The organism is Streptomyces sp. NPDC042371 (genome assembly GCF_056437465.1).
In genome coordinates, this window is record NZ_JBWKAP010000003.1 from 31,548 (window position 1) to 54,997 (window position 23,450).

The following is a 23,450-nucleotide window of genomic DNA, read 5'->3' on the forward strand; positions in this document are numbered from 1 at the left end:
GCCGCTCCCACGGGGGTGGGGCGGCAGCCGGAGCGAGCCACGCATCCCGACTCGCGCTCCGCAGGGTGGGGGTAACCCCCCTGCGGAGACGCCGGGTTGCCGCAGTGCACAGGAACCTGTGCACAGGCGACTGTGTACGCATGGCAGAGGAACCCGGCACGACCGACGCGGAACGGCCCGGAGGACGGGCCGGGCAGGGCGACCGGACCGGCAACGACAGCCGAACCCGGCGCGACGACCGGACCGACCACGACAACCGGCCCAGGCCCCGGCCCGGGGCCGAAGGCCCGCAGGAATTGAGCGACCTGCGCGTGCTCAAGGCGCTCGCGCAGCCGCGGCGGCAGCAGATGCTGCAGCACCTCACCGTGCACGGCCCGGCCACCTCCGCGACGCTCGCCAGGGCCCTCGGACTCAACACCGGCGCGACCAGCTACCACCTGCGCGAACTCGCCCGCTACGGCTTCGTCGTGGAGACGCGCGGCTCGGCGCGCGGACGTGAGCGCTGGTGGCGGGCCGTCCCGGGAGACCGGCGCTTTCCGCCGCGCAGCCGTCAGAGCCCCGAGATGCGGCTCGTCATGGACGAGCTCAACCACCTCTCGTACGCCGCCGACCTGGAGCTCTTCGCGCAACTGCAGCGGGAGCGGAGCCAGGGACACCAGAGTCCGGACGGTGCCGCCCCCGACGAGTGGGCCGACGCGCTGCCCTGGTCACGGGGCATGATCCGGCTGACCCTCCCCGAACTCCACGAGTTCTTCGAGGAGTACGTCGCGCTGCTCAACCGCTACAAGCGGCCCGACGCCGACACCCCGGACGGCGCCCGCACCGTCCTCACGCGCTTCCTGGCCTTCCCCGCGCCCGCGCCCGAGGCCTCCTCCGACAACCGAAAAGAGCCCGATCCCTCATGATGCTGCGCTACGCACTGCAGACCGTCAGGGACCGCAAGGGCGGATTCCTCGGCGCCTTTCTCGCACTGATGTGCGCCGCGGCCCTCATCACCGCCTGCGGCACCCTCCTGGAGACCGGCCTGCGCGGCACGATCAGGACCGAGCGCTACGCCGCGGCCCCCGTGGTCGTCTCCGCCGACCAGAACGTGCACCGCACCACGGTCAAGCACAAGAAGGGCAAGACCAAGGTCAAGCACAAGGCGAAGCCGATCGCCGAGAGGGCTTGGCTGCAGGCCCGCGACATCGAGGGCAGGATCAAGAGCGCCCCGGGTGTGGGTGCGGTCGTGCCCGAACTCACCTTTCTCGCCCAGCCGTTGAACCCGGGGGCGGCGAGCGGGTCCGGATCGCCCTCGTACGGGCATGCCTGGCAATCCGCAGCCCTCACGCCCTTCCGGCTCGTCGACGGCACGGCGCCGCGTTCCTCCCACGACCTCGTCATCGACCGCGGCCTCGCCGACCGTGCGGGGCTGCGACCCGGCGACCGCCTCACCGTGCAGTCGACGCAGAGCCCGCGCGACTACCGCATCACCGGAGTGGCCGCGCCGGAGACCGGCACCCTGGCTCACCAGAGCTCGCTCTTCTTCTCCTCCGAAGAGGCCGAGCGGCTCGCGGCGCACCCCGGAAAGGTCACCGCCTTCGGTGTCGTACCCGACAAGGGCACCACCGTCACTGAGCTCGAGCAGGCGGTCGAGAAGGCCGTCGAAGGGACGACGGCACAGGTCAGCGCTGGGGACGACCGAGGGCCCGTGGAGTTCCTAGACGCGGCAGGGGCGCGCGTCAAGCTCATCAGCATCGGCGGCGCCATGGGCGGCACCTCGCTCCTCGTCGCCGTCCTCGTGGTCGTCGGCACCTTCGCCCTCTCGGTCCAGCAACGCCACCGCGAGCTCGCCCTGCTGCGAGCCGTCGCCGCGACCCCGAAGCAGATCCGCAGTCTGCTCGGGCGCGAGGCGGTGATTGTCGGGGCGGTGGCTGGAGCCGTCGGCGCACTCGCCGGAATCCCGCTCGGAGGCTGGCTGCACGGCCGATTCGTGGCAACGGGAGCCGTGCCCGCCACCCTTGAGCGCACCGTCAGCGTCTTCCCGCCTCTCGTCGCCGTCGGCGCCACCCTGCTGGGTGCGTGGGCCGCCGCTCGCATCGCGGGGCGCAGGATCGTCCGCATCCGCCCCGCGCAGGCCCTCAGCGAGGCGCGGGTCGAGCGGCAGCGGCCCGCCTGGAGCCGGATCGTCGCGGGCCTGGTGTTCCTCGTCGGAGGTGTCGTCCTGGTCGCCGTGCTGAGCGTGCTGCGCACCGAGGCGGCGTCGACCCCCGTGACGTTCCTGACGGTCGTGGTCTTCGCCTGCGCCATCGCACTCCTGGGACCGCTGGTCGTCCGAGCGGCCGCCGCACTCCTCCGGGGCCCGCTCCGGTTGACCGGGCCCGGCGGCAAACTCGCCCACGCCAACCTGCGCGGCAACGCCGCCCGCATGGCCGCCGTCGTCACTCCGCTTGCCCTCCTCACCGGCATGGCCTGCACCGTCCTCTTCGTCGGGCCCACCCTCGATGACGCCGCCGGAGCCCAGGCCCGCGACGGCGTCCGCGCGGACTGGGTGCTGACCGCCCAGGGACCGGGCGTCCCGGCACAGGCCGCGCGGAAGCTGCGTACGACCGACGGCGTGGAGGCCGCCACCGAGGTCGTCCGCACGACCGTGCGCGTCGGGCTCGATAGGTACCCCGCGCAGGGCGTCACCCCGGAGAACCTCACCCGGACCTGGGACCCCGACGTCACCGCCGGATCGATCGAGGACTTCGGCAAGGAGAGCGTCGCCGTCAGTGAACTGGCCGCCGACCGGCTCGGACTGAAGCCGGGCAGCACGCTCGCATTCACCCTCGGAGACGGCACGAAGACAGAACTCACCGTCCGGGCCGTGTACGCACGCGGGCTCGGGTTCGGAGATCTGACCATGGCGCACGATCTGGTCGCCCGCCACGTGGACAACCCGCTCGCCGCCACCGTCCTCGTCAAGAGCGACCGTACGCAGGAACAACTCGCGGCCGATGTCGAGAAGTTCCCGGGCGTGCGGGTGCTCGCCCCGGCAGCCGTGGACGGATTGCAGGCGGCGAGCCGCCAGGCCAACGCCGAGGTGAACCTGCTGGCGATGGGGCTCGTCCTCGCCTTCACCGCCATCGCCGTCGTCAACACCCTCGCGATGTCCGTCTCCGAGCGCCTGCGCGAGTTCGCGATGCTGCGCCTCGCCGGTGCTACGCGCCGTCAGGTGCTGCGGATGCTGCGCACCGAGGCGCTGGCCGTCCTGTTCATCGGTACTGCGCTGGGCAGCGGGGTGGCGCTGGCCGTCCTCACGGCGTTCAGCATGGGGATGACCGGCAGCGCGGCGCCGACGGTCGTTCCTCTGGTGTACGTCTCCGTGATCGCCGTCGCCGGCCTGCTCGCCCTGACCGCGACCGCCCTTCCGGGTCGTGCCGCGCTGAGGCCGCTGCCCGTCACCGTGGCGACGGCCAAGGAGTAGGAGTAAGGAGCGGTACGCAATGGTGGGCGCCCCTTACACGAAGGGGCGCCCACGCGCGCGTACTCACGTTTCGGTGGTCACGACCGGCAGCCCCGCCGCCCGCCACGCCTGGAAGCCGCCCGTGAGGTCGGTGGCGTGGCGCAGTCCCAACTGCCGCAAGGAGACAGCCGCGAGGCTGGATGCGTACCCCTCGTTGCAGACCACGACGACCCGCAGGTCATGACCGGTGGCTTCCGGTGCGCGATGGCTGCCCTGGGGGTCGAGCCGCCACTCCAGCTCGTTGCGTTCCACGACGAGTGCGCCGGGGATCAGCCCGTCCCGCTCCCGCAGCGCCGCATAGCGGATGTCGACCAGCAGGCCGCCGGCCTCGGCTGTTTCGTACGCCTCCTTAGGAGAGAGGCGGTCGAGACCGAGCCGTACGCGTTCCAGCAACTCGTCGATGCCGACCGGCTGTTCGTCACTCACTGCCAGTCCTCGGGGCGCTCGACGGACTCCAGGCGGAGTACGTCGCCGGTACGGCTGTAGCGGCGGATCTGGGGCAGTGGCGGGTAGTACGCGTGCACGGAGACGGCGTGCTCGGTCGTGGACTCGTTCAGCACCTCGTGCACGTGGTTGCGGCCGAAGGCGCGCCCCTCGCCGACCGTCAGCTGCCGTTCGCGGTCGACGTCCTCGGAGAGCTCCAAGGTCTTCCACCCGTCGGTGGGCAGGCGCGCGGCCAGGGAGTTCTCCTTGAGACTGCCCGCCGCGGTGAGGAAGGCGCCGACCGACTCTGCGTGGTCGTGCCAGCCGGTACCAGTGCCGGGCGGCCAGCCGATCAGCCAGGCCTCGCTGCCGCCGGGCCCCTCAAGGCGCACCCAGGTGCGGCCCTCGGGGTCGAGCGGCAGGGAGGCGACGAGTTCGGAGTCGGCCGCGGTGCGGCGGACGAAGGCGAGGAGTTCGGCGGCGGTGGGCGCCGAGGAGCGCGCCGACGCGGGCGCGGTGGAGGAGGCGCTGGAGGAGGGGGCAACAGACACGGATACCGTCCTGGAGGCTCGCGGGAGCGCGCACGAGCCAGCCCGGAGCGGCGCTCGGTGCGCGAGGGAGAAATGCGAATTCAGCAGGACGGATGACACACGCAGCCTGCATAGCGGACGAGGTCCATATGGACCCTCCGCCAAAGGCGCACATCGGTGTCGGTCACGATCCGGAGTAGACCACGGGGGTGGAGGCCGGTCAACCCCGGCTCGGAATGCGGGCGCGGGCGCCCTCTCCTCACGCCGTCCAAGCCGTACGCCGCCCGCTGACGCAGCCCTCCACCCGCTGACGCACCCCCTATGGCCTGCTGACGCGGACCCCGCTCACACCGAGCGCCGTGCCGCCTTCGCCGCCCCCGCAGACTCCGCCGAGCTCTCCTCCTCGCCCGTACGGTCAGGTCGCCCCGCGTCGTCCCCGGTTCCCGTCGGCGTCGTCGGTCCGCCCAGTGCCGCTTCGGCCGCCGCGTACAGCTCGGCCGGGCGCACCCCGGACAGGGCAGCGACCAGGTGCCCGTCGGGGCGGACGAGCAGGACCGAGTGGGCCGCGGCCCCGGGGTAGCTCTCCGCGACGAGCAGCTCGGCGGGGTGCGGCAGGGCCGTCACCGCCGCGGCGAGCCGCGGCATGATCCCGGCCGTCACCCAGTGCCGCCGCTCCCACACCACGGTGCCCGGCGCGACGAGGACGACGATCAGGTGCCCGAGCCCGAGGCGGTCCCGCAACTGTACGAAGGATCCGTCCGGCGCGGTCACCCGCACATCGGCGACCGGCGCTCCGGGCTCCGTGTCGACCACGGTGACGGACTCGGAAGGAGCGGGCGCCAGCGGTGAATCGGCGTACGACGAGGGAGCGCCGAGCGGCCCGCGCCCCACATGACCGTCCGTGAGGAGCGTGTCGTGCCCCCGCGCGGTCCCTGGGACGTACGAGCGCAGGCCCTTGCTGCCGCGCAGCGCGGGCAGCGACTGGTCGGCGGCGCGCAGGCGGGCGGCCACACCGGCCCGGCGTTCGACCTGGTAGCTGTCGAGCAGCGGTTCGCGCGCGCCGTGGTGCCAGCCGAGCGCCAGCTTCCACGCGAGGTTGTCGGCGTCCCGCAGCCCTTCGTCGAGCCCCTGGGTGCCGAGCGCGCCGAGCAGGTGCGCGGCGTCCCCGGCGAGGAAGGCACGGCCGACCCGCCACCGTCGGGCGAGTCGGTGGTGGACGGTGTGCACGCCCGTGTCGAGCAGTTCGTACGGCGGTGTGGAGCCCCCGCACCAGCCCGCGAGGGTCTCCCGGATGCGGACGACGAGGGCGTCGGGCGTCACCAGGTCACCGCGCGGCGGCAGCAGCCAGTCGAGCCGCCACACCCCGCCCGCCAGCGGTCGGCCTGCGACCTCGGCGCCTCCGTGGCGCCACGGAGGCATCCGGTGCAACAACGCCTGACCCGGCCAAGGAAGTTCCGTGCGCAGCGCGGCCACGGCGTGTCGCTCGACGGCCGTACGTCCCGGGAAGCGGACGTCGAGGAGTTTGCGCACCGTGGAGCGCGGTCCGTCGCAGCCCACCAGGTAACTGCCCCGCCACCACGTGCCCTTGGGCCCGCGCGTGTGTGCGGTCACTCCGCTGGCGTCCTGTTCCAGGGAGTCGAGCTTGCTGTCCACCGCGATCTTGACGAGCCGCTCGTCGGCGACGGCTTCGCGCAGCGCGGCGGTCAGCACGTGCTGCGGCAGGTGCAGCGGGGCGGGGATCTCCTCGCCGAAGTCGAGCTCCCGCATCAGCTGCTTGCGCCGTACGGAGCGCCAGCCCGTCCACCGGGCGCCCGATTCCGTGTCACCGAACGAGTGACCCGCGAGCCGTTCGGCGAACGCCGCGGTGTCGTCGCGGAGCACCACGGTCCGCGCGGGGCGCTGTTCGTCCTTGCCGGGTCCCTCGTCGAGGACGACGGTGGGCACCGAGTGCCGGGCGAGGGCGAGCGCGAGCGCGAGTCCGACGGGACCCGCGCCGACGACGATCACCGGGTCCACGGCGCACACCCTCCGGCCCGACGGGCTCCGAGGGTCCGGGCTGCCCGGAGTGGCTGGACGTACGTACAGGAACTGGCAGTTGGAGCCCGGTGCACGATCACAGAACGTATGCAACCTATTGCCGGTGCTTGCGTCAAGCGACGACGGCCCTAACACGACCTCCGACGCCACTGCCCTGTCGGATCGTCACATCAATCGTCAGTTCCCGTCGTCGAGTGCCCATTTCCCCTACGAGGGCAGTCCGAGAAGGCGGCCAAGAAAGTGGGGGAGGCAGCGGCCCCACGGGCGCTGCCTCCCCCACCTCTCGGCTTCAGAGCCTGTCGTGCGCTCAGTTCTTCTTGCTGGGCGGCTCGTCGGGCTTGTCGCGCTTGTCGGTGCCATCGGCGTCCGTCGCGGTGCTCTTGGGGCTCGCCGCGAGCGTGTCGGCCGGCTGCGGGCCCTCGACCGTCGGGCCGTGGGCTTCGGACGGGTCGAGAGCTCCGGGAGCCTCGGCCGGTTCGGCGGCAGCGGCGACGGCGATGCCCGTCTTGGCGCGACGCCCACGCTTCTCCACCCAGGTGGCGAGCCCGGAGAGAGCCATGCACATCGCCACGTAGATCGTGCCGACGACCATGATCACCGGAACGTAGATGTACTGACCGTTGACGAGGGTCGTGTTGGCCAGCTGGCGGGCCGCGTAAAGCAGTTCCGCGTACGTGATGATGTAGCCGAGCGACGTGTCCTTGAGCGTGACCACCAGCTGGCTGATGATCGTCGGCAGCATGGACCTGACCGCCTGCGGCAGCAGCAGCATCGTCATCACCTGGGACTTGCGCAGCCCCAGTGCGTACGCCGCCTCCACCTGACCGCGCGGCACGGCGTTGAAACCGGCCCGCAGGACCTCTGCCTGTACCGCGCCGTTGTAGATGGCCAGACCGATGACCAGGGCCCAGAAGCCGTTGTTCTCCCCGACGATGCCCAGGTCACTCTTGTAGGTGAGGAAGAGCACCCAGAGGGCGTAGATCGTGATCAGCAGCGGGATGGCACGGAACAGCTCGATGAACCCCGTGGCCGACCAGCGGATCGCACGATGATCCGACGCGCGGGCGACCGCGAGCAGCGCACCGATCACCAGGGACAGCGCACCGGCGAGCGCGAAGACCTTCAGAGTGGTGAAGACGCCGTCACGGATGGCGACACGCACGTTGGTGTAGTTGAAGGTGTTCCAGACCTCGGACGCGAAGTGGCCCCGGTCGGCGAGCCTCATGATCACGAAGACGATGAGGCCGATGATCGCGGCCGTGCCGATCACCGAGTAGATGCGGTTGCGCACCCGGGCCCTGGGACCCGGAGCGTCGTACAGGACGCTGGAGCTCATCGTGCGACCTCCAGGCTCCGCTCGAGCAGCCGGAACAGGCCGCTGATGGTGAATGTGATCACGAGGTAGCCGAGCGACACCCACAGGAAGAGCCAGGCGATGGCGAAGCCCTGGTCGCTGAGGATCTTCTGCCAACCGAACAGTTCCGTCACGCTGAATGCGCCCGCGATGGCGGAGTTCTTGGTCAACGCGATGAAGATGCTGCTCAGCGGCGGCAGCACGGTGCGCACGGCCTGGGGCAGGACGATCGTCCCGAGGGTCTGGAAGAACGTCATGCCCAGCGAGCGGGCGGCCTCGGCCTGCCCGATCGGCACGGTGTTGATACCGGACCGCACGGCTTCGCAGACGAACGACGAGGTGTAGACGCTGAGCACGATCAGCGCCTTGGTCCACGGGTCGAAGCCGAAGTCGAAGACCTGCGGCACGGCGAACCAGATGGTCAGGAAGAGCAGCGTGAGCGGCGTGTTCCGGAACAGGGTGACCCAGGCGGTGCCGAAGAACCGCAGCGGCGGTACCGGGGAGACCCGGAAACCGGCGAGCACGACACCAAGGAACAGCGCAAGCACGCTGCTGGCCACAGTCAGCCAGACCGTGCCTATGAATCCCTCGCGGAATTCCGCGAAGTGGTCGAGCAGTACATTCACGGGGATGTCCTCGTGGGCGGCAGTGGTCGGGCAGGGCGAGCCGGTCCCCGTACACACCGCGATGCGTACGGGGAACCGGTCAACTCACTGCCGGGGAGTTGGAGGGACGGAAAGGCGCGGTCAGTAGCGCTCGAGGGCCGGCGGCTCGGTGTACTTCGACTTCGACAGGCCGAGCGTCGCGTCGTACGCCTTCTTGTAGTCACCGTTCTTCTGGTGCGCCTCGACGGCGTCCGCGACGGCGTTGCGCAGGGCCTTGTCGTCCTTGTTCATGCCGATGCCGTACGGCTCCTTGGTGAAGGGCTTGCCGACGACCCGCAGCGCCTCCGGCTGCTGCGCCGCGTACCCCTTGAGGATGGCGTCGTCAGTGGTGACGGCGTCGACCTCCTTGTTGATGAGCTGCTGCACGCACTCGGAGTACTTGGCCAGCTCGACGGTCTTCGCGCCGTACTTCGACTTCTTGATCTCCTGGAGCGGAGTGGAGCCGACGATCGAGCAGACCTTCTTGCCCTTCACGGAGTCCGGACCGGTGATGTCCTTCTCATCCGAGCGGACGAGGAGGTCGGCGCCCGCCATGAAGTACGGACCGGCGAAGCCGACCTGCTTCTTGCGCTCGTCGTTGATCGTGTACGTACCTACGTAGAGGTCGACGTCGCCCTTGGAGATGGTGGTCTCGCGGACGCCGGAGTCGATCGTCTTGAACTCGATCTGGTCGGGCTTGAAGCCGAGGTCGGCCGCGACCATCTTGGCGATCTCGATGTCGAAGCCGGAGCGCTTGCCGGCGCTGTCCTTGAAGCCCAGGTACGGCTGGTCGTCCTTGGCGCCGATGACGATCTTGCCGGACTTCTGGGCCTTCTTCAGGACCGAGGAGTCGACCTTCACGTCGGACTTCACGGCGTACGTGGGCAGCTTCGGCGCGTTCTTCCCGCCGGTCGGGTCCTTCGGCTTGTCGCCGGCGGTGCCCTCCTCGCCGCCGCATGCCGTGGCGGTCAGGGCGAGAGCGGCGACGACGGCCGCCGCAGCAGCGGACTTGCGGAGCTTCATGGTGAACATCCTCTGTTTCGACTGGTGTTGAGACGGCGTGGGAGCCTCAGTGCTTAAGGATCTTCGACAGGAAGTCCTTGGCCCGGTCGCTGCGCGGGTTGTTGAAGAACTGATCCGGCACGGCCTCTTCGACGATCCGGCCGTCTGCCATGAAGACGACACGGTTGGCCGCGGAACGGGCGAAGCCCATCTCATGGGTGACGACGATCATCGTCATCCCGTCCCGGGCGAGCTGCTGCATCACCTCTAGGACCTCGTTGATCATCTCCGGGTCGAGCGCCGACGTGGGCTCGTCGAAGAGCATCACCTTGGGGTCCATCGCCAACGCGCGCGCAATGGCCACGCGTTGCTGCTGGCCACCGGAGAGCTGCGCGGGGTACTTGTCGGCCTGGGAGGCGACTCCCACGCGGTCGAGCAGAGCGCGCGCCTTCGTCTCCGCCTCGGCCTTGCCGATCTTGCGCACCTTGGTCTGGCCCAGTGTCACGTTCTCGAGCACGGTCTTGTGCGCGAAAAGGTTGAAGGACTGGAAGACCATGCCCACGTCCGCGCGGAGCCTCGCCAGCTCCTTGCCCTCCTGGGGCAGCGGCTTGCCGTCGATCGAGATGTCTCCCGAATCGATCGTCTCCAGGCGGTTGATGGCGCGGCACAGAGTCGACTTGCCGGACCCGGAGGGGCCGATCACGACGACGACCTCACCGCGGGCGATGGTCAGGTCGATGTCCTGGAGGACGTGCAGAGCGCCGAAGTGCTTGTTGACGTTCTTCAGCACGACCAGGTCGTCCGCCTCGGGCGGTATGGCGTCCTTGGTCACCGAAACTTCGGTCACGGCTTGTTGCTCCATCCTCCTCGGTTGGGAGGACAGTAATAACCCAGTGCGACCAGCGTCATTACATCTGAGGGGAAATTGAGCATAACGATCCGGCCGCAACCGGACACACCGTGTGAAGAGGGTCTACGGAGTGCGTACCGGGTGGGTAACGGAACGTGCCCGGGGCCTGAACCCTCTTGACGTGGTCCTTATCCATCGGAGTGGATGCCTTGGTGCGCTCGCGCGATGACGAGCCACGCTTACCGGCCGCAACGGAACGACGGATGAACTGGAGGGGGCCCGTATGAGACTGCTGCTCGTCGAGGACGACGATCATGTGGCCGCCGCCCTGTCCGCCGTCCTGGCCAGGCACGGCTTCGATGTCGTGCACGCCCGCAGCGGCGAGGAGGCGCTGCAGGCCCTGCTGCCCGCGGAAGCGCCCCCCTTCGGAGTGGTGCTTCTCGACCTGGGGCTGCCCGACCAGGACGGCTACGAGGTGTGCGGCAAGATCCGCAAGCGCGGCTCGACGCCAGTGATCATGGTGACGGCCCGTTCGGACGTACGATCCCGGATCCACGGCCTGAACCTCGGAGCCGATGACTACGTAGTGAAGCCGTACGACACCGGGGAACTCATCGCCCGCATCCACGCCGTCATCCGGCGGCCCGCCCCCGGCGATGCGCCGACGTCGGGCGACAGCGACCTGAGGCTCGGCCCCGTTCGCATCGAACTGCCCACCCGGCAGGTCAGCGTGGACGGTTCGGTCGTCCAACTGACCCGCAAGGAGTTCGACTTGCTGGCCCTCCTGGCGCAGCGCCCCGGAGTGGTGTTCCGTCGGGAACAGATCATCAGCGAAGTGTGGCGCACCAGTTGGGAGGGGACCGGGCGCACGCTGGAGGTGCACGTGGCGTCCCTGCGCTCCAAGCTGCACATGCCGGCCCTGATCGAGACCGTGCGCGGCGTCGGCTACCGCCTCGTCGCCCCGGCCGCCTGACCGGAAGCGAGGACAGGTGCGCTCCCGCCTCCTCCCGCTGCTGATCGTCCTCATGGCGGGCGTCCTGCTCGCGCTCGGCTTTCCGCTCGCCGTCAGCGTCGCCGCGGCCCAGCAGCAGAAGGTGGTCGTCGACCGGATCGACGACACGGCCCGTTTCGCCTCACTCGCGCAGTTCGTCACCAAACGTCCCACGGGGCCCCTGGGTCTGGGGAGCACGGACGAGCGCCGCGAGACGCTGCAGAACGAACTGGACGACTACTACGGCGTCTACGGCATCCGCGCGGGCGTCTTCTACCGCGACGACGGAGCCATGGCCCAGTCCCCGAACGACTGGTTCCTGCCTCGCCACGGGGCCCTGCGGGACGCTTTCGAGGAAGCGCTCCGCTCCCGCGGCAGCCACGACCCCGAGCAGGTGTGGCCGTGGCAGCGGGGGCGGCTGGCCGTCGCCTCCCCGGTGATCAAGGACGGCGACGTCATCGCCGTCGTCGTCACGGACTCGCCGACCGGGCGCATGCGTTCGGAGACGCTGCGCGGCTGGCTGCTGATCGCCGCGGGCGAGTCGGCGGCCATGCTCCTGGCCGTCGGTGCGGCCCTGCGGCTCACCGGCTGGATCCTGCGCCCCGTACGGGTCCTGGACGCGACCACGCACGACATCGCGACCGGGCGGCTCAAGTCCCGGGTCGCCGCTGCGGGCGGGCCGCCGGAACTGAGGCGCCTGGCCCATTCGTTCAACGAGATGGCCGACAACGTCCAGGACGTGCTCGAGCAGCAGCGCGCCTTCGTCGCCGACGCCTCCCACCAGCTGCGCAACCCTCTCTCGGCGCTGCTGCTCCGCATCGAGCTCCTCGCCCTCGAACTGCCCGAGGGCAGCGAAGAGGTCGCCTCGGTCCGCACCGAGGGCAAGCGGCTGGCCCAGGTCCTCGACGACCTGCTCGACCTCGCGCTCGCCGAGCACGCCGCCGCGGACCTGAGCGTCATCGACATCGGGGAGCTGACGGCCGAGCGCGTCGCCGCCTGGCGGCCGCTCGCCGACGAGCGGGGCGTGCGGCTGACGGGGGAGTGCCCGGCCACCACCGGCTGGGCCGACCCGATCGCCCTGTCCAGCGCGCTGGACGCGGTGATCGACAACGCCCTGAAGTTCACGCCCGAGGACGGCGCCGTGCAGGTGGCGGTCTCTTCGGGCAACGGGACGACGACCGTCGTGATCACCGACGGCGGGCCCGGCCTCACCGACGACGAGCTCGCCCGCGTAGGCGACCGCTTCTGGCGCAGCAACCGCCACCAGAACGTGCAGGGCTCGGGGCTCGGCCTCTCCATCTCGCGGGCCCTGCTCGCGTCGGGCGGCGGCTCCATCGCGTACGCACGCCATGAACCGCACGGTCTGAAGGTGACGGTCGGCGTCCCGCGCAGCGAGCCCCCTGCAGGGGGCTGAGGGGGCCGCTCAGCGCCGCGCGCGAGGGTTCAGGGCTTGACCGAGCGGTAGTAGCGGCGCGCCCCGTCATGGAGCGGCAGCGGGTCCGTGAACAGCGCGGTGCGCAGATCCACCACCTGCGCCGCGTGCACCTGATCGCCGATGTGATCGCGGCTGTCGATGACGGTGCGGGTCAGCTGCTCGGTCAGCTCGGGATCGGTGCGGTCCGTGGTCACCAGGAGGTTCGCCACGGCCAGTGTCGGCACGGCGGAGCCCTGCTGGGCCTCGGGGTAGGCGTCCGCCGGCATCGTCGCGGCCCGGTAGTAGCGCGAGCCGCCGCCCTGCTTGTGCAGCGCTTCGACGAGGTAGCCGAGCTTCACGAGCTTGATGTCCATCTCTTCGGAGAGGGCACGAACGGAATTGGTCGGAAGTCCTCCCGACCAGAAGAACGCGTCGATGGACCGGTTCTTCAGAAGGCTGGGCATGGTGTCGATCCCGGCGGCCACGGGCTTGATGTCCGTGGTCGGATCGAGGCCCGCGGCGTCAAGCACCCGGTCGGCTATCAGCCGCACCCCCGAGTGGCCCTGGCCCACCGCCACGCGCTTGTTCCGCAGGTCGGCGACGTCATTGATCTTCGAGGACCGGGGCACGACGAGCTGTACGTAGTCGTCGTACAGGCGAGTACACCCCCGCAGCCGGTGCCAGCCCGGTGCGCCGTCGAGGCGGTACGTCTCGACCGCGTCGGCGGCCGCGATCGTGAAGTCGGACTTCCCGGTGGCCACGCGCGCGACGTTCTGCTGCGACCCCTCGCTGTTGAGGAGCTCGACGTCGACGTCCGGCATGTCCTGGGAGATCGCCGTCTCCAGGAGCTTGCCGTACCGCTCGTACACGCCCTCCCGCACGCCCGTGCTGAACGAGATCCGCCCGCTCGGGGAGTCCTCGCCCACGGGCAGCAGCCACCACAGCAGCAGACCGAACACCACGAGAGCCGCGGCCGCACCCTGGAGGGCGCGGCGCCTGCCGATGTGGGGGAGTGCCTTGAGCATGCGCGCGATCCTGCCAGTCCACTCACCGTGATGACCAGGGGAGAGCTCACACCGAAGCCGCCGTGGAGCCCGGTCACGGGTGCCACAGTCGCAATCCGCGGGCACGCGCGCGTGGCGACCCCGTACCCTGGGGTCGAGATGAGCGCGAAGACTTACGAGGTGCGCACCTACGGGTGCCAGATGAACGTCCATGACTCCGAGCGGCTCTCCGGGCTGCTGGAGGACGCCGGTTACGAGCGTGCGCCCGAAGGAGCCGACGGCGACGCCGACGTCGTCGTCTTCAACACGTGCGCCGTGCGAGAGAACGCCGACAACCGTCTGTACGGCAATCTCGGCCGCCTGGCGCCGATGAAGACCAAGCGTCCAGGGATGCAGATCGCCGTCGGCGGCTGCCTGGCGCAGAAGGACCGCGACACCATCGTCAAGCGGGCACCCTGGGTCGACGTCGTCTTCGGTACGCACAACATCGGCAAGCTGCCGGTCCTCCTGGAGCGCGCCCGCGTCCAGGAAGAGGCCCAGGTCGAGATCGCCGAGTCGCTCGAAGCCTTCCCGTCGACGCTGCCGACCCGCCGCGAGAGCGCGTACGCGGCATGGGTCTCCATCTCCGTCGGCTGCAACAACACCTGCACCTTCTGCATCGTGCCCGCACTGCGCGGCAAGGAGAAGGACCGCAGGACCGGCGACATCCTCGCCGAGATCGAGGCGCTCGTCGGCGAGGGCGTCTCCGAGATCACCCTCCTCGGGCAGAACGTGAACGCGTACGGCTCCGACATCGGCGACCGCGAGGCCTTCAGCAAGCTCCTGCGGGCCTGCGGAAAGATCGAGGGCCTGGAGCGCGTGCGCTTCACCTCTCCGCACCCGCGCGACTTCACCGACGACGTGATCGCCGCCATGGCCGAGACGCCGAACGTGATGCCGCAGCTCCACATGCCGATGCAGTCCGGCTCGGACCCGATCCTCAAGGCGATGCGCCGCTCGTACCGGCAGGATCGTTTCCTGGGCATCATCGAGAAGGTCCGTGCCGCCATGCCGGACGCGGCCATCTCCACCGACATCATCGTGGGCTTCCCCGGGGAGACCGAGGAGGACTTCGAGCAGACGATGCACGCGGTCCGCGAGGCCCGCTTCGCGAACGCCTTCACCTTCCAGTACTCCAAGCGTCCCGGGACCCCGGCGGCCACCATGGAGGGCCAGATCCCCAAGGAGGTCGTCCAGTCGCGTTACGAGCGCCTGGTGGCCGTCCAGGAGGAGATCTCCTGGGAGGAGAACAAGAAGCAGGTCGGCCGCACCCTGGACCTGATGGTCGCCGAGGGCGAGGGCCGCAAGGACGGCGCCACACACCGCCTCTCCGGTCGTGCCCCCGACAACCGCCTGGTCCACTTCACCAAGCCGGACACCGAGGTGCGCCCCGGTGACGTAGTGACCGTCGAGATCACGTACGCCGCGCCGCACCACCTGCTCGCCGAGGGCGCCGTGCTGAACGTGCGTCCCACGCGCGCGGGCGACGCCTGGGAGAAGCGGAACACCGAGGCGGCCGCGAAGCCCGCGGGCGTGATGCTGGGGCTGCCGAAGATCGGTGCTCCGGCGCCGCTTCCCGTGGCGACGGGCAGCGGCTGCGGCTGCGACTGACCGGGCGGACGGTTCCTTTCCTCCCACGGGGGAGCGTTACTCTGCGGATCATGCTTGTCGCCGCAGCCGTCTGCCCTTCCCCGCCGCTGCTCGTTCCCGAGGTCGCCGCGGGTGCCGCCCCTGAGATGGATGCCGCGCGCGCGGCATGCTCGGACGCCGTCGCGGTGCTAGCCGCCGCGCGGCCCGACCGGCTCGTCGTGATCGGGCCCGCCGAGCAGAGCGGGCGCGGACCGCATCCGCAGGGCGCGCGCGGGTCGTTCCGGGGTTTCGGGGTGGACGTCGACGTCCGTCTCGGGCCGGTCGGAGCCGAAGCTGAAGCCGAAGCCGTGCAGCGTGAGCTTCCGACGTCGCTCGCCGTCGCAGGCTGGCTGCTCGGGCGCACCCAGTGGTCCACCGCGCCGGTGGAAGGTCTCGGTGTGGGGGAACCACTTGCGGCCGAGCGGTGTATCCAAGTCGGAGAAGAAATCGGGGCCCTGGCCGACCGGGTGGCACTGCTGGTGATGGGCGACGCCAGCGCGTGCCGCACGCTGAAGGCACCGGGGTACCTCGACGAGCGGGCAGCCGGCTTCGACGCGGAGGTCGGGCGCGCCCTCGGCGAGGCCGACGTCGCGGCGCTGAAGGCGCTGGACGCGGGGCTCGCGTACGAACTGAAGGCGGCGGGCCGTGCCCCGTGGCAGGTCCTCGCGGGCGCCGCGGACGGCGCCGCGCTGAGCGGTGAGCTGCTCTACGAGGACGCGCCGTACGGCGTGGGGTACGTGGTGGCTGCCTGGTCGTAGCCGACCAGGACACACGGTGGCGGCCGCGAAGCGAGGTGCTCCGCGGCCGTCCGCCGCTGCCGTTCAGGAAGCCGGAGGTGGCGACGGAGGCGTCGGAGGGGTGGCGCTGCCGCCCGCGTCCTTGCCCTCGTCGGATCCGGCGACGCGGTCGAGGGCGTCCTTGGCTTTGCCCGTGCCCGCCTGGATCTTGTCGCTGTACTTGCCCTTGGTCTTCTCGTCGACCACCTTCGCGGCCCTGTCCAGGCCCTGGTCGATCTTGTCCCCGTGCTGCTGCGCGAGGTCCGAGACCTTGTCCTTGGCAGGGGCGAGCTTGGCTTTCAGTTGGTCCAGGAAGCCCATGGGTCCACCTTCCCTCGCTGGGGAGCTACTTGCGGGCGCCCTCGCCGGCCTCGTTGTCGGCCGCCTTCTCCGCGGACTGCTGCTTCGGAATCTCCACGCCCTCCGCCTCAGCCGCTTCGGCGGTCTCCGCGGACTTGTCCTCGGCGGCAGCCTCGGTGTCGGCATCGGCCTCGGCAGCAGGCTTCGCATCGGTGTCGGCCTCGGAGGCGCTCTCGGCCTCTTCCGGCTCGGCCGTCAGCGTGGCCGCTGCCGCGTCGGTTGTCGACGCCTCGTCGCTGTCCTTGGACTTCCGGCGGAAACGTGCAAAAACGCCCATATCTACTCCATACGTTACTCGTGTGGGCGAAATCCCGCCCCACCCGGTGCGTCCCATTGCGTCGCCCGGGTCATCGGTCCTCGAAACCGGCGGTCGGAACCTCGCAACAGGCAACGACCTCAGAGCCGTGCCGTCACGTAGCTCGTTCGGGGATGGGGCCCGACGTTTGCGAGACTGGGTCGGTGAGTAGCTCAGCCCCCGCCCCGCGGGTCATCGCAGTCGTCGGTCCGACCGCGGCAGGAAAGTCCGATCTGGGCGTTTTTCTCGCCCAGCGCCTCGGCGGTGAAATCGTCAACGCCGACTCGATGCAGCTGTACCGAGGGATGGATATCGGGACCGCCAAGCTGACGCCCGATGAGCGCGGCGGCGTACCCCACCATCTCCTCGACATCTGGGACGTCACGGAGGCGGCCAGCGTCGCCGAGTACCAGAAGCTGGCCCGCGCCGAGATCGACCGTCTCCTCGCCGAAGGGCGCTGGCCGATCCTCGTCGGCGGCTCCGGCCTCTACGTCCGGGGGGCCGTGGACCACCTGGAGTTTCCCGGCACCGACCCCGCCGTGCGGGCCCGCCTGGAGGAGGAGCTCACGCTGGGCGGCTCCGGAGCCCTGCACGCCCGCCTCGCCGCCGCGGACCCCGAGGCGGCCCGCGCCATCCTGCCCAGCAACGGCCGCCGGATCGTCCGTGCCCTGGAGGTCATCGAGATCACCGGCAAGCCCTTCACCGCCAATCTCCCCAGCCACGAATCCGTCTACGACACGATCCAGATCGGCGTCGACGTGGCACGCCCCGAACTCGACGAACGCATCGCCACGCGCGTGGACCGCATGTGGGAGCGGGGCCTGGTCGACGAGGTGCGCACGCTGGAGGCGCAGGGGCTGCGCGAAGGGCGTACGGCGGCGCGCGCGCTCGGCTACCAGCAGGTGCTCGCGGCGCTCGCGGGAGAGTGCACCGAGGAGGAGGCGCGCGCCGAAACCGTGCGCGCCACCAAGCGCTTCGCGCGCCGTCAGGACTCCTGGTTCCGCCGCGACCCGCGGGTGCACTGGCTCAGTGGGGCCCTCGCCGACCACGAGGAACTCCCGGCACGCGCGCTGGCGTTGGTCGAACGACCGGTCACAGCCTGATCACGTGATTGCATCGGGACGCTCCGGCGGTCATCCCGGCACCTGACACCGTGCCATCATCGACCATCGATCGACCGGTGAAGTCCGAAGTGGGAGGGCGCGTGGCGATGGAGGCCGGCCCTCGTGACACCGCGCATGACGGCGGAGAGCAGCTGAGTCCCGACGGTCCCGACGAGACGTCGGGCGGAGTGACGGACGACGGTCCCGGTGCGGACGAGATGTCGGCGGAGGCCGAGGTCGAGGTCGAGCTGCGCCCCCAGCCCCGGCTGCGCATCTGGCAGCTCGCGCCCATCGTGATCCTGGCCGCGGTCGGTTCCCTGATGTTCGCCTTCCCGCTCGCCTTCGAGTTCGGCGACGGCGGTGCGGTGGTCGCCATGCTCGGACTGCTCATCAGCTGCTGCGCCGCCGGGTGGGGCATGATGGCCGCCCGCCGCGTGGGCCACACCTGGCCGGGACTGCCCGAGCGCGGCTCCGGGCACCGCCCGGACTGGCGGGTCGTCTCGGGGTACGCCCTGGTGCTGCTGGGCGCTGTGGTCCTCGCCGTGTGGCGGGTCGCCAGGCTCCGCTGAGCACACCGGCCGGGCCGCGTGCCGTAGCCACCCCGTACGATCGAGGAATGAGCACGCGGATCGCCTTCCTCAAGGGGCACGGGACCGAGAACGACTTCGTGATCATCCCCGACCCGGACAACGCCATCGAGCTGTCCCCGGCAGCTGTGGCCGCCCTGTGCGACCGCCGTGCGGGCATCGGTGGCGACGGCCTCCTCCATGTCGTACGCTCCGCCGCCCACCCCGAGGCCCGCCATCTCGCGGACCGCGCCGAGTGGTTCATGGACTACCGCAACGGCGACGGCTCGATCGCGGAGATGTGCGGCAACGGAGTGCGGGTCTTCGCCCGCTACCTGCAGCGCGCCGGGCACGCCGTCGAGGGCGACCTGGCAGTGGCCACCCGCGGCGGCGTGAAGACCGTGCACATCGCCAAGGCGGAGTCCGGCGGCGAGATCACCGTCGGCATGGGCAGGGCGTCGCTCCCCGAAGGGGACGTCACCGTCTCGGTCGGCGATCACCGCTGGCCCGCGCGGAACGTGAACATGGGCAATCCGCACGCGGTCGCCTTCATCGACGACCTCTCCGAAGCGGGCAATCTCTACGAGGCACCCCCCTTCAGCCCCGCTTCCGCCTACCCGGACGGGGTGAACGTCGAATTCGTCGTCCCCCGGGGCCCGCACCACGTCGCCATGCGCGTGCACGAGCGCGGCGCGGGCGAGACCCGCTCCTGCGGCACCGGCGCGTGCGCCGTGGCCGTGGCGGCGGCCCGCAAGGACGGCCTGGACCCGGCCGTGACCGGCTCCCCGGCCACGTACACCGTCGACCTGCCCGGCGGGCGCCTGGTGATCACCGAGCGGCCCGACGGCGAGATCGAGATGACGGGCGGCGCCGTGATCGTCGCCGAGGGCGAGATCGCATCCGAATGGCTCGAAACGGCATCCGCATGAACTGTCGCTCGAATGGGTGATCCGTTTCACGCTCGGCGAGAGGCGGTCAGCACCACGTGATGGGCTCGGTAGCATCAAGCACCGGCCCGGACGGAGTACGCCGCCGTCCGCACACCGCCGGTCGAAGCAGCCGGAGGTGCTCATGAGTGCGGAGGCCACGAACCCTGCCACGCCCGGCCCCGTGACGTCAGGGGTCCAGCGCAAGCGCGGCCGTGCGCGTCTCGATCTGCGCAGGCTCGGCCGGGCCGCCCTGCTCGGATCAGGCACCCGGGACCGTCTCCCCGACGCGATCGGCCATGTGGCGGAGGCCCACAGGGGTCATTACCCGGACGCGGACCTGGAGCCACTGCGCCGCGCGTGGGTCCTCGCGGAGTCCTCGCACCGGGGCCAGACACGCAAGAGCGGCGAGCCGTACATCACACATCCGCTCGCGGTCACCCTGATCCTCGCCCAACTCGGCGCCGAGATCACGACCTTGACCGCCTCCCTGCTCCACGACACCGTCGAGGACACGGACGTCACGCTCGACCAGGTGCGGGCCGAGTTCGGCGACGACGTCTGCTATCTGGTCGACGGCGTCACGAAGCTGGAGAAGGTCGACTACGGAGCGGCGGCCGAGCCCGAGACCTTCCGCAAAATGCTCGTAGCCACCGGCAACGACGTACGTGTCATGTCGATCAAGCTCGCCGACCGCCTGCACAACATGCGTACGCTCGGCGTCATGCGGCCCGAGAAACAGGCCCGCATCGCCAAGGTCACCCGGGACGTCCTCATTCCGCTCGCCGAGCGCCTCGGCGTGCAGGCGCTCAAGACCGAGCTGGAGGACCTCGTCTTCGCGATCCTCCACCCGGAGGAGTGCGCCCAGGTCAAAACCATGATCGCCGCCAATGCCGAGAGTGCGGGAGACCCTCTCGGGGACATCGCGGGCGAGGTGCGCGGCGTGCTGCGCGACGCGGGCATCACTGCCGAAGTGCTCATCAGGCCACGGCACTCCGTCTCCGTGCACCGCGTGCACCGCAAGCGCGGCGAACTGCGTGCGTCCGACTTCGGCCGCCTCCTCGTACTCGTGACCGAGGACGCCGACTGCTACGGAGTCCTCGGCGAGCTGCACACCTGCTTCACGCCGGTCGTCTCGGAGTTCAAGGACTTCATCGCCGTACCGAAGTTCAACCTCTACCAGTCGCTGCACACGGCCGTGACCCGCTCCGACGGCGAGGTCGCCGAAGTCCTCATCCGCACGCACCAGATGCACCAGGTCGCGGAGGCGGGCGTCGTCGCCCTGCACAATCCCTACGCTCCTCCTTCGGAGGAGCCGTCCGACAACGTCGACGACGAGCGCGTGGACCCGACCAGGCCCGGCTGGCTCTCCCGGCTCCTCGACTGGCAGCAGGCCGCCCCCGATCCGGACACGTTCTGGTCGACGCTGCGGGAGGACCTCGCCCAGGACCGCGAGATCGCCGTCTTCCGGCCCGACGGCGGCACGCTGGGCCTGCCCGCCGGTGCCAGCTGCGTGGACGCCGCGTACGCCCAGTACGGCGAGGACGCCCACGACTGCATCGGCGCACGCGTCAACGGCCGTCTGGCGACGCTCAGCACGGTCCTACGGGATGGCGACACGGTCCAGCTGCTCATGGGCCAGGACCTCACGTCCGGGCCCTCGCGCGAGTGGCTGGACCATGCGCGCACGCCTGCCGCGCGGATCGCCATCCGACGCTGGCTCACCACGCACCCCGCACCCGCGGCCGCCGCGCCGACGCCGTCCGTGGAGCGGCCGCCGCAGCAGGCGCCCGCCGCCGCGCCCAAGGCGGAGGAGTCCGGAGCCGTGCGGCCCGCCGCGGCGAACGCCGTCGTGGACCGCGAGGGCGCCAGCGTGCGCCTCGCCGGTTGTTGTACGCCGGTGCCGCCCGACGACGTCACCGCCTTCGCCGTCCGCGGGGGCGTCGTGACCGTCCACCGGGTCGGCTGCCCGGCCGTGGAGCGCATGAAGGAAATGGGGCGCCCGGAGATCGGCGTGCGCTGGGGAGACTCCGCCGAGTGCCGGGTCACTCTGACCGCCGAATCGTTCGGCCGGGCGCATCTGCTCGCCGACCTCACCGAAGCGATCGCCCTCGAAGGCGTGGCGATCATCTCCGCCACCGTGGAGCCGCCGACGCAGCAGCGCGTACGCCATACGTACACGCTCCAACTCCCGGACGCCGCACACCTCCCGGGGCTGATGCGGGCGATGCGCGCGGTCCCCGGGGTGTACGACGTGAGCCGCGCGCAGCATCCGGCGGCCGCCGCCAACTGAAGAGCGTCTGCCTCCTACTGAAGAGCGGCCGTCGCCCGCTGAAGAGCGGCCGTCGCCCATCGAAGAGGGGACGCACGGCACCCCCGCGGCGACTCGTTCGAGTGGCCCGGCGCGCGCCGTCACCACGCGGAAGACGCGCGCTGATAGCGGTTGTTCATGCTGCTCACCCCTCGGACCACGGCCTCAGGGCCGAAGTCGCTCCGCCCCCCTCGCGTCGCCGCCGCACTGATCGCGGCGGCCGCGTCCGCCGCCCTCGTCGCGGCGAGCGCGCCCTCGCCGGCCACGCCGCTCGGCATCGGCGACCGCCTCTTCCCGCACCTGGGCAACCCCGGATACGACGTGACGTCGTACGACATCGCCTTCACCTACCGCGGTGACAACCGCAAGCCGCTGGACGCCGTCACCAAGATCGAGGCCGAGGCGACCGCCTCCCTGGATCGCGTGAACCTGGACTTCGCGCACGGCACCGTGCGCTCCGTCGAGGTGAACGGCAAGCGCGCACGCTTCGAGAGCGGCGGCGAGGACCTGGTCGTCACGCCGTCCGCGCCCATCGGGCAGGGCGAGCGGATGCAGATCACGGTCCGGCACACCAGCGATCCCGAGTACGCGAAGGGCACCCAGGGCGGGTGGGTGCGCACCGACGACGGACTCGCCATGGCCAATCAGGCCGACGCCGCCCACCTGGTCTTTCCGTGCAACGACCACCCGGCGGACAAGGCAGAGTTCACGTTCCGGATCACCGCCCCCAAGGGGTACACCGCTGTCGCCAACGGCCTGCCCGTCGGCACGACCCGGCACGGCAGCGCGACCACGTGGGCATACCGGCACCACCACCCCATGGCGACCGAGCTGGCCCAGGTGTCGATCGGCCGCTCCACCGTGCTGCGCCGACAGGGCCCGCACGGCCTTCCCGTCCGCGACGTGGTGCCCACCAAGGACCGCAAGGCCGTGGAGCCCTGGCTGAAGAAGACACCCGGACAGATCGACTGGATGGAGGAGAAGGTCGGCCGCTACCCCTTCGAGGTCTACGGGGTCCTGATCGCCGGGGCGAAGACCGGCTACGAACTGGAGACGCAGACGCTCTCTCTCTTCGAGAGAGAGCTCTTCACCCGTCCCGAGTTCCCCGAGTGGTACGTCGACTCGATCATGGTGCACGAGCTCGCGCACCAGTGGTTCGGCGACAGCGTCAGCCCGCGGTCCTGGTCGGACCTCTGGCTGAACGAGGGCCACGCCACCTGGTACGAGGCCCTCTATGCCGAGGAGAAGGCGAAGAAGCCCGTGACCGACCGTATGCGGGCGGCCTACCGTCAGTCGGACAGCTGGCGAGCGGCCGGTGGGCCGCCGGCCTGGCCGAAGGCCCCCGCGCCCGGGAAGAAGATCAGCATCTTCCGCCCCGTCGTCTATGACGGCAGCGCCCTGGTGCTCTACGCCCTGCGCCAGGAGATCGGACACCGGGCCTTCGAGCGCCTGGAGCGGGACTGGGTCCGTCACCACCACGACGGCAACGCCGAGACCGCCGACTTCGTGCGGCTCGCCTCCGAGATCGCCGGGCGTGACCTCAACGGATTCTTCGACGGCTGGCTGTACGGGAAGAAGACGCCGCCGATGCCGGGGCATCCGGACTGGAGTTCCGGGAAATAACCAGGATGACGAGACGGGCCGTGCCGTGCAACCATCGTCAGGTCGACGACGCGGCCCGTCAGGGACATCCCCTCGGGGACATCTCA

General features: G+C 70.5%; 22 protein-coding genes. 11 read left to right on the plus strand and 11 right to left on the minus strand.

Annotation, left to right across the window (positions count from 1 at the left end):
- The first annotated feature begins 140 nt into the window (after positions 1–140).
- The gene (locus AC068B_RS09875; protein ID WP_478670360.1) at positions 141–905 is read left to right on the plus strand and encodes an ArsR/SmtB family transcription factor; all 765 of its coding nucleotides are present in this window, start codon (positions 141–143) and stop codon (positions 903–905) included.
- Complete coding sequence (locus AC068B_RS09880) at positions 902–3,448, plus strand: FtsX-like permease family protein (RefSeq protein WP_478670362.1); 2,547 nt, start codon at positions 902–904, stop codon at positions 3,446–3,448. The genes AC068B_RS09875 and AC068B_RS09880 overlap by 4 nt, the downstream gene beginning before the upstream one ends.
- A gap of 63 nt (positions 3,449–3,511) precedes the next feature.
- Here the strand turns inward: AC068B_RS09880 and AC068B_RS09885 are convergent, their stop codons facing one another.
- The 8 genes from AC068B_RS09885 to AC068B_RS09920 all read right to left on the minus strand — a co-directional run bounded on the left by AC068B_RS09885 (position 3,512) and on the right by AC068B_RS09920 (position 10,324).
- Complete coding sequence (locus AC068B_RS09885; RefSeq protein WP_478671241.1) at positions 3,512–3,919, minus strand: rhodanese-like domain-containing protein; 408 nt, start codon at positions 3,917–3,919, stop codon at positions 3,512–3,514.
- The gene (locus tag AC068B_RS09890; RefSeq protein ID WP_478670364.1) at positions 3,910–4,461 is read right to left on the minus strand and encodes a cupin domain-containing protein; all 552 of its coding nucleotides are present in this window, start codon (positions 4,459–4,461) and stop codon (positions 3,910–3,912) included. Before AC068B_RS09890 ends, AC068B_RS09885 begins: the two co-directional genes overlap by 10 nt.
- Positions 4,462–4,541: 80 nt before the next feature.
- Positions 4,542–4,703: a putative leader peptide gene (locus AC068B_RS09895; RefSeq protein ID WP_478671244.1), complete on the minus strand. Its 162-nt coding sequence runs from the start codon at positions 4,701–4,703 to the stop codon at positions 4,542–4,544.
- Between the two features lie 82 nt (positions 4,704–4,785).
- Positions 4,786–6,456, minus strand: coding sequence for an FAD-dependent monooxygenase (locus tag AC068B_RS09900; RefSeq protein ID WP_478670365.1), 1,671 nt, complete (start codon positions 6,454–6,456; stop codon positions 4,786–4,788).
- Positions 6,457–6,784: 328 nt separating this feature from the next.
- Positions 6,785–7,813, minus strand: coding sequence for an amino acid ABC transporter permease (locus AC068B_RS09905; RefSeq protein ID WP_478670368.1), 1,029 nt, complete (start codon positions 7,811–7,813; stop codon positions 6,785–6,787).
- On the minus strand, positions 7,810–8,457 hold the full coding sequence (locus AC068B_RS09910) for an amino acid ABC transporter permease (RefSeq protein WP_468567682.1): 648 nt from the start codon (positions 8,455–8,457) through the stop codon (positions 7,810–7,812). The genes AC068B_RS09905 and AC068B_RS09910 overlap by 4 nt, the downstream gene beginning before the upstream one ends.
- Before the next feature lie 120 nt (positions 8,458–8,577).
- Positions 8,578–9,498, minus strand: coding sequence for a glutamate ABC transporter substrate-binding protein (locus AC068B_RS09915; RefSeq protein WP_478670369.1), 921 nt, complete (start codon positions 9,496–9,498; stop codon positions 8,578–8,580).
- 46 nt (positions 9,499–9,544) lie between these two features.
- Entirely contained in the window at positions 9,545–10,324 is a 780-nt protein-coding gene (locus AC068B_RS09920; RefSeq protein ID WP_356250036.1) for an amino acid ABC transporter ATP-binding protein, read from the minus strand.
- Between the two features lie 286 nt (positions 10,325–10,610).
- Between AC068B_RS09920 and AC068B_RS09925 the strand changes: the two genes are divergently transcribed.
- Together AC068B_RS09925 and AC068B_RS09930 are read left to right on the plus strand one after the other, a co-directional pair.
- Complete coding sequence (locus tag AC068B_RS09925) at positions 10,611–11,300, plus strand: response regulator transcription factor (RefSeq protein WP_468567678.1); 690 nt, start codon at positions 10,611–10,613, stop codon at positions 11,298–11,300.
- Positions 11,301–11,316: 16 nt separating this feature from the next.
- Positions 11,317–12,732 (plus strand): sensor histidine kinase, encoded by a 1,416-nt coding sequence (locus tag AC068B_RS09930; protein WP_478670371.1) that lies wholly within the window; start codon positions 11,317–11,319, stop codon positions 12,730–12,732.
- Positions 12,733–12,761: 29 nt separating this feature from the next.
- On the opposite strand, the gene AC068B_RS09935 is transcribed toward AC068B_RS09930, so the two are convergent.
- Positions 12,762–13,757 (minus strand): TAXI family TRAP transporter solute-binding subunit, encoded by a 996-nt coding sequence (locus tag AC068B_RS09935; RefSeq protein ID WP_478670372.1) that lies wholly within the window; start codon positions 13,755–13,757, stop codon positions 12,762–12,764.
- A 138-nt stretch (positions 13,758–13,895) separates the two neighbouring features.
- Between AC068B_RS09935 and miaB the strand changes: the two genes are divergently transcribed.
- Both miaB and AC068B_RS09945 read left to right on the plus strand, forming a co-directional pair.
- On the plus strand, positions 13,896–15,386 hold the full coding sequence (gene miaB / locus AC068B_RS09940; RefSeq protein ID WP_356250028.1) for a tRNA (N6-isopentenyl adenosine(37)-C2)-methylthiotransferase MiaB: 1,491 nt from the start codon (positions 13,896–13,898) through the stop codon (positions 15,384–15,386).
- 50 nt (positions 15,387–15,436) lie between these two features.
- Positions 15,437–16,162, plus strand: coding sequence for a class III extradiol dioxygenase subunit B-like domain-containing protein (locus tag AC068B_RS09945; protein ID WP_478670375.1), 726 nt, complete (start codon positions 15,437–15,439; stop codon positions 16,160–16,162).
- Between the two features lie 63 nt (positions 16,163–16,225).
- Here AC068B_RS09945 and AC068B_RS09950 read toward each other — a convergent pair whose 3' ends face one another.
- Positions 16,226–16,501, minus strand: coding sequence for an antitoxin (locus tag AC068B_RS09950; RefSeq protein WP_356250024.1), 276 nt, complete (start codon positions 16,499–16,501; stop codon positions 16,226–16,228).
- A gap of 25 nt (positions 16,502–16,526) precedes the next feature.
- Positions 16,527–16,817 carry a hypothetical protein gene (locus AC068B_RS09955; RefSeq protein ID WP_468567669.1) on the minus strand — a complete coding sequence of 97 codons (291 nt, stop codon included), beginning with the start codon at positions 16,815–16,817 and terminating at the stop codon, positions 16,527–16,529.
- Positions 16,818–16,999: 182 nt separating this feature from the next.
- Between AC068B_RS09955 and miaA the strand changes: the two genes are divergently transcribed.
- The 5 genes from miaA (at position 17,000) to AC068B_RS09980 (ending at position 23,364) form a co-directional block, all read left to right on the plus strand.
- On the plus strand, positions 17,000–17,938 hold the full coding sequence (gene miaA, locus AC068B_RS09960; protein WP_478670376.1) for a tRNA (adenosine(37)-N6)-dimethylallyltransferase MiaA: 939 nt from the start codon (positions 17,000–17,002) through the stop codon (positions 17,936–17,938).
- A gap of 107 nt (positions 17,939–18,045) precedes the next feature.
- Positions 18,046–18,507, plus strand: coding sequence for a hypothetical protein (locus AC068B_RS09965; protein WP_356250205.1), 462 nt, complete (start codon positions 18,046–18,048; stop codon positions 18,505–18,507).
- Between the two features lie 47 nt (positions 18,508–18,554).
- Positions 18,555–19,433 (plus strand): diaminopimelate epimerase, encoded by an 879-nt coding sequence (gene dapF / locus AC068B_RS09970; RefSeq protein ID WP_478670378.1) that lies wholly within the window; start codon positions 18,555–18,557, stop codon positions 19,431–19,433.
- Positions 19,434–19,575: 142 nt separating this feature from the next.
- Positions 19,576–21,723 (plus strand): RelA/SpoT family protein, encoded by a 2,148-nt coding sequence (locus tag AC068B_RS09975; RefSeq protein ID WP_478670380.1) that lies wholly within the window; start codon positions 19,576–19,578, stop codon positions 21,721–21,723.
- 156 nt (positions 21,724–21,879) lie between these two features.
- Entirely contained in the window at positions 21,880–23,364 is a 1,485-nt protein-coding gene (locus tag AC068B_RS09980; RefSeq protein WP_478670381.1) for a M1 family metallopeptidase, read from the plus strand.
- Positions 23,365–23,450 lie beyond the last annotated feature (86 nt).

Coding starts and splice junctions, on each gene's coding strand:
- AC068B_RS09875 (WP_478670360.1), top strand. CDS start 141: ATGGCAGAGGAACCCGGCACGACCGACGCGGAACGGCCCGGAGGACGG.
- AC068B_RS09880 (WP_478670362.1), top strand. CDS start 902: ATGATGCTGCGCTACGCACTGCAGACCGTCAGGGACCGCAAGGGCGGA.
- AC068B_RS09905 (WP_478670368.1), bottom strand. CDS start 7,813: ATGAGCTCCAGCGTCCTGTACGACGCTCCGGGTCCCAGGGCCCGGGTG.
- AC068B_RS09915 (WP_478670369.1), bottom strand. CDS start 9,498: ATGAAGCTCCGCAAGTCCGCTGCTGCGGCGGCCGTCGTCGCCGCTCTC.
- AC068B_RS09925 (WP_468567678.1), top strand. CDS start 10,611: ATGAGACTGCTGCTCGTCGAGGACGACGATCATGTGGCCGCCGCCCTG.
- AC068B_RS09935 (WP_478670372.1), bottom strand. CDS start 13,757: ATGCTCAAGGCACTCCCCCACATCGGCAGGCGCCGCGCCCTCCAGGGT.
- miaB (WP_356250028.1), top strand. CDS start 13,896: ATGAGCGCGAAGACTTACGAGGTGCGCACCTACGGGTGCCAGATGAAC.
- AC068B_RS09945 (WP_478670375.1), top strand. CDS start 15,437: ATGCTTGTCGCCGCAGCCGTCTGCCCTTCCCCGCCGCTGCTCGTTCCC.
- AC068B_RS09950 (WP_356250024.1), bottom strand. CDS start 16,501: ATGGGCTTCCTGGACCAACTGAAAGCCAAGCTCGCCCCTGCCAAGGAC.
- AC068B_RS09955 (WP_468567669.1), bottom strand. CDS start 16,817: ATGGGCGTTTTTGCACGTTTCCGCCGGAAGTCCAAGGACAGCGACGAG.
- AC068B_RS09965 (WP_356250205.1), top strand. CDS start 18,046: ATGGAGGCCGGCCCTCGTGACACCGCGCATGACGGCGGAGAGCAGCTG.
- dapF (WP_478670378.1), top strand. CDS start 18,555: ATGAGCACGCGGATCGCCTTCCTCAAGGGGCACGGGACCGAGAACGAC.
- AC068B_RS09975 (WP_478670380.1), top strand. CDS start 19,576: ATGAGTGCGGAGGCCACGAACCCTGCCACGCCCGGCCCCGTGACGTCA.
- AC068B_RS09980 (WP_478670381.1), top strand. CDS start 21,880: ATGCTGCTCACCCCTCGGACCACGGCCTCAGGGCCGAAGTCGCTCCGC.